We start from the raw sequence: 5,827 nt of genomic DNA on the forward strand, positions 1-5,827 counted from the left end.
AACCTGATATACTCCCCTTATAGTGGACAGTAAAAAAACAAAAATTCACTAGACACTATAAGGGGAGTATATCATCACTAACAAAGCTAAGTTAGTAAGCCTAAAACTTCTAAACACTCAAAAAAATTAATGGCTTGCCTTACTAATCAAGAACCCGCACTCTCATATACTTCTACTCCTTTATGCCAAAGTATTAGTGATACCATAAAAGAAATCAAGAAAATCAAGATAACCCCACCAATATTAAAATAGACATTTCTATCTTGTAAGAAGTAAGCAGCGGGATAATAAGCTGTAAAAGCAAATGGAATGACAAAACTAATGATCCAACGCAATAGATTATTATATATTGCGACAGGATACTTAGCAAAGTCATTAAACATATAAAAAATATAGATAACAGCACCAGATTGTTTAGTCCAAAAAGCGATACTTGACGTAGCAATCTTCAAGGAGGTATAAATCAAAGTTGCAAAGGGGATAATAAATATAAATAATAATACTTTTGGCACGGTCCAGCTTATACTAGATACTGTGGTAGATAACAGAATAAGACCAACCAATAACTCCCCCAATGCATCTACTTGAAAGGTTTCAACTAAGACATGGAATAAAGGACTGATAGGCCTGGTTAAATACTTATCAAATTCTCCTTTTCAAATAAGCCTTTGACCAAGAGCCCACAAATTATCAAAGAAAAGGTGATCAATTCCTTTTGGGAGGAGAGAAAAACCATAAATAAAAGCTATTTGCTGAAAAGTCCTTCCTTCTAAAGAAGGAATATGTTGAAAAAGAACATTCAGAAATAAAAGATTTAGCCCTTGTGTTAAAAATACTCCTAAAACGCCTACAAAAAAGTCTATTTTATACTCCATGATTTGCTTCATGTATTGTTTAATAAAAATAAAGTGCATGCGCTGATATTTTGTCATCTCAACCTCCTTGGATAGTGATATGCGACTGTACTTTTTTCCATATTAATTGAGATAAAGCTACCATTACTATTAGCCAAAATATTTGTAAAAGTAAGGCTTGCATAATTTGACTACCATCATATTTACCAATAATAATCATTACTGGTGTGTAAATTAAAGATGAAAATGGTAAAAATCCTAAAATATCAGCAACGATTTTCGGAAAAAAAGTAAGAGGAATCAAGCTCCCCGACATAAATGCGACTAACGAATTTTTTAACAGGTTTGACCCCCATAAATTTTTAAAAACAAATGCCGAGAAGCCAAAACAAATATTAAAAAAGAAGTTAATCAAAAAAGCTAAAATAATGCTAATAATATAAAATACCACTAACACTATAGCTTGAATCAAATCAGTCCCCAAGAAGAGGCTATCCCCGTAATAACAAGCAAAAACGGCACCCCCTATACTTAAAAAGATGAGCCATCTAGAACCAATCTCCATGAAAAGGTAGGAAGCAGCAAAGTGAACTGGACGTAAGAGTCGCATAATAATTGAACCGTCTTTTACTTCGTCACCTATCATAAATGAACTATCAGTTCTCGTTAATAAATTAGTCACAAAACTCATAATAATATAGAGAATCATTTCTGACAGCTGAAAACCTTGGATTAAGGATTGACTTGAGGAATCGAAAACTGCTTTCCATAGATAAAATGCAACAAATGCTCCTATCACATCACCTATCCTATAAAGGATGAAATCAACACGATATGTGATTAAGCCTTGGATTCCTGTACTAATAAAAGGTTTGTAACGTCTCCAAATTCTGTTCATCCTTATAGCTCCTTTCGATAGAAGCGACGAATGATATCTTCAATATCCGCATCTGTCATTTTAAGGTCATGTACAGAAAAATCAGCTAATGTCTGCTGAATTATGTCAGCAGTTTGGTAGCGAGAACTATCATACTGAATATCTAAAACTAAGTCATTACGTTTAATATTAATCTCCGACTTTCCAATTAAACTAGAGCTGATATGCTCTTGTCCTGGACGCAAATCAAAAGAAAGAGTTTTCATCTTTCCAAATGTCTCTTTAGCTGAGAAACTGTGCCATCAAATATTTCTTGTCCTCTATCAATCATAAAAATACGAGGACAAAGTTGTTCAATATCACTGAGGTCATGTGTTGTTAGTAAAATCGTTGTCTCTTCTTCTTGATTAATTTGTGTGATTGCACGTCGGATATTATCTTTCACTGAAACATCCAAGCCAATGGTTGGTTCATCTAAGAAAAGAACCTTTGGGTTATGTAATAAAGAAGCTGCGATATCCGCTCTCATACGCTGTCCGAGAGACAAAGTTCTAACAGGATCCTTTATGAAGTCATTTAATTCCAAAACCTCATTTAAAAAAGCCATGCGTTTGCGAAATTCTTTATCAGGAACGTCATAAATTTCTTTTAACACTGTATAGGTTTCTTGTAGAGCTAAATCCCACCATAACTGCGTACGTTACCCAAAAACGACTCCAATATCCTTAACATAATTTTGTCGGTTTTCTTGTGGCAATTTGCCATCAATACGGCAAAAGCCCGAAGTTGGTTTTAAAATCCCAGTTAACATTTTAATTGTTGTAGATTTTCCTGCACCGTTCGCTCCAATAAATCCCAAAATTTGTCCTTTAGGCACATCAAATGTTAAATCTTTAACAGCTTCAAAGGTGTGTTTTTCAGGACGAAGAAATGATTGAAATGCTCCTTTTAACCCTGGTGCTTTAACGGTTTTTATAAAATTTTTCTGAAGGTGAGAAACTTCAATCATTGACATATTAATCCCTCTTTTACTCAACAGTATTTTTATAGCTTAAATCAGCTCAACAGTTAGATTATTAAACTATAATAATGATTAAAAGCTATTTATTATAGCACGATTAAAAATTTAACGCAAGCGCTTTCTTGATTGATGTTACTGCTTAATCTTGAATAAAAAAGAAGGCCAACTTAGCCTTCAAATTATATATTCATGTGATTTAGTGACGTTTCTTATACCTTCTTTTCCTAAACGAATGACGTATTAAAAGCATTAAAAGGAAAGAAAATACAAAGTAAAAGACTAAGTGGAAAATCTTATTAAGGAACATAAATTTTTGATAATATTCAAATGCTTTTGGTGCCACGTGACTAGCATCACTATAGACTTTATTATTCATAAAAAGCACCATTGTATCATGCGTCTTTAGATCTGCATAACCAAAACTTGAATACTGGAAAAAGGCCCCATTAGAATTAACTATACGACCATGCATGTAAAGTCCACCATAATAATGTGATATCGCATCATTTTGATGTTTGGTATATTCATCCGTTGGGAAAAAGTACCCTTTAGAAAAAGACCGCATCAACACCCAAAAGTTCAGCGGAGTTGTGAAAAAATCTCCAGCTCCATATGCTGTGGATACTTGATTAAAGATATTAATTTTATTTAACTTGCCGTTCTTTCGCATTGGGCTAACTAAGTCATGATTAACAACTGATTGGTAACTTTGGGTAGCATCTAATCGCAAAGGATTTTTTATCACATCATCAACAAGTTCAGCGTAGGTCCTTCCCGTAACTTGAGTGGCTATACCTGTTAGGAAACTAAAGTTGATATTAGAATAATACCACGATTTCTTATTAACAAAGTTATAGTGTTTTAAGCAAAATTGTAATTGTTCTCTCTCATTTTTTAGATAAGGAGACACCTTAACACCTTTTTCTCTTAACCCACTCGTATGGGTCAACAATTGGTGGATGGTAATACTATTACTACCTTTTACTTGGGGAAAGAACTGAGACAATCGGTCGTCTTCACTCAAGACATCTTGATCAATTAATCTTTGGATAATAATTCCTGTCATGAGTTTTTGGAGAGAAGCCATTGGAAATAATTTATTATTTTCAATATCCGTTTCAACTTCCCCACGGTTAATCCCATGCGAGATGGTAATCGGTTTACCAGTATTATCGCTAACAATCATCATTCCATTAACATTATTTTTTCGCATAAAGCGATGCAATAAAATCGGTGTAATATTCCCTTTATTTTCTGGAATAAAAAAGAAACATGCCACTGAAATACCGGTGGCGATTACTGCTATAAGAAAAAGAGATAGGAGCGATTTTAAAAATTTACGTACCATAAATAACCTCCTTAATATCATAACACAGGGCTAAATTATTTCAAAGACATTTTATATATTCTAGCAAAAAATATGTTCGTCGCTAATATTATTTTCAACTCCTATCATTGCTACCTCAATATTTTCTTTTAGATTCTCACTATGATCTTGATAGTTATAACTCTTCTGATAAGTACGGATTCCTAAAAAAACTTGGTAATTCTCTTCAGTCACTTTAGCCTTCTCAAAATTTTCTGTTTCAAGATAAGAAGATATCGCTTCTCTATAAAAAACATTATGAAACTCTATCAACTCCTCCTGCTTTACTTTCAAGAGAAGCAAGCTCACCATTTCTTTACCCTGTTTAAAACACTTTCTCTAGTGTCACTCCAATCTTTTAAACTGTTTTTAGGACATTTTTTAAAGACAGAGATAAGGTTATCAATGTCCTTGAATCGCCTTATTCAAACACCAAACTTGAGCAACCAATAATCTCATCAAAATCATCAAGCACAAACATTTAGCTTTAGAAACTTTGAATATTTTAAAAAGAGAATTCATATCACTTTGAATATCAAAAAGGAGAAAACCAATTTGGTTTTCTCCAGAATATAATTTTTCATCAACCCACTACAGTTGACAAAGAGCCAAAAAACAAGGAATCAATCAAGAAATTTTGATTGATTCCTCGTTTTATGCTTATATGAGATACTTTAAACAAATTTTTTCAATGAGATCCAACTATCTAGTGACTCCTCGATATCCTTTTATATCTCTCACGATAGCTTTGAGGAGTAAGTACTATTCCATTCGTTTTACCTATAATTTCACCAAATGCATACATACCATATCCTATATAACGGCTATCGTTTTAAGAACAATTTATTTATGTTGGCAGAAAATAATAATAGGAAGCAGAAAAATCCAATAATATTCAAGAGAAAAAGTATAGGTGATAGCTCTCTAAAAAAATTTGATATTGAAACTATAAGAAACCCTGTAGATACGATAGTTGAAACAACCTTTTTCTTATCCATATTAATAACCACCCCTTAAAACAATTTCATATCCTATATACTTTGTACGCATAACGAATCCCTCCTAAATTATTTTTTTGTCTGTTGCAACCCTGACAAGTTAGTGTAGCACGAAAAAACGATTATATTCTCAAAATCTTATCTTCTAGCTGCTCAACTTCTTCTTCAATACGAGGGTCTTCATCATTCTTAGTGTTAAATAAAGCGAGATTGGATCAACCAGTGTCACGTTAGCCTCTCCAAGCTATTTATTTTTCTAGTAATCAAAGGGATTGGTTCATAATTCCAAATCTCTAGCCGATGACTTTGAAGGATGTATAGTTGAAGACTTGATTCGAAACTTTTGTATCTTTTCCTTGAAATAGTATAGTCTCCGTATTTTTCCGAATCATCAAGCAAGCCTAGATATGATAAGTCTTTAAAATAAGTCGGTTAAAATAATAGCTCTTGTTTTAATTTTTGAAAATCCTTATCACTTATAATCAACGCTTCTCTAACTGGACTATCTATTAGATCTTTGGACTCTTCAAATATCATATTTTTTGGCTTCGCAAATTGGTAAGATTTCTGTTTATTATGAAGCCATCCACGCTCTTTAAAATTTCTAAAGCAACAATATAAGTTTTAGAATAGAAAGATCGGTTAACTGACTTACTTCTTACATATCAATGATTAAACCTTTAGTATGTAATAATAAGGTAATCAATAACT

At 32.7% G+C, this 5,827-nt stretch carries 3 protein-coding genes and 3 pseudogenes; 1 reads left to right on the forward strand and 5 read right to left on the reverse strand.

Annotated elements, in window-relative coordinates:
• Window positions 1–146 precede the first annotated feature (146 nt).
• From HMPREF9171_RS01000000112980 to HMPREF9171_RS106260, 5 genes and pseudogenes are all read right to left on the reverse strand, one after another.
• Window positions 147–932 (reverse strand): annotated as a pseudogene (locus HMPREF9171_RS01000000112980) (ABC transporter permease).
• Window position 933: 1 nt separating this feature from the next.
• Entirely contained in the window at window positions 934–1,752 is an 819-nt protein-coding gene (locus HMPREF9171_RS106270) for an ABC transporter permease (RefSeq protein ID WP_001080093.1), read from the reverse strand.
• Between the two features lie 2 nt (window positions 1,753–1,754).
• Window positions 1,755–2,746 (reverse strand): annotated as a pseudogene (locus HMPREF9171_RS01000000112985) (ABC transporter ATP-binding protein).
• A gap of 202 nt (window positions 2,747–2,948) precedes the next feature.
• Entirely contained in the window at window positions 2,949–4,100 is a 1,152-nt protein-coding gene (locus HMPREF9171_RS106265) for a serine hydrolase domain-containing protein (RefSeq protein ID WP_000251783.1), read from the reverse strand.
• A 60-nt stretch (window positions 4,101–4,160) separates the two neighbouring features.
• The gene (locus HMPREF9171_RS106260) at window positions 4,161–4,430 is read right to left on the reverse strand and encodes a hypothetical protein (RefSeq protein ID WP_000254084.1); all 270 of its coding nucleotides are present in this window, start codon (window positions 4,428–4,430) and stop codon (window positions 4,161–4,163) included.
• On the opposite strand from HMPREF9171_RS106260, the pseudogene HMPREF9171_RS1000000114125 reads away from it, so the two are divergent.
• Window positions 4,380–4,694, forward strand: a pseudogene (locus tag HMPREF9171_RS1000000114125) (transposase); the annotation flags it as partial. The gene HMPREF9171_RS106260 and the pseudogene HMPREF9171_RS1000000114125 overlap by 51 nt on opposite strands.
• Between the last annotated feature and the right edge of the window lie 1,133 nt (window positions 4,695–5,827).

Source organism: Streptococcus agalactiae ATCC 13813, from assembly GCF_000186445.1.
Taxonomy (GTDB): Bacteria; Bacillota; Bacilli; order Lactobacillales; family Streptococcaceae; genus Streptococcus; species Streptococcus agalactiae.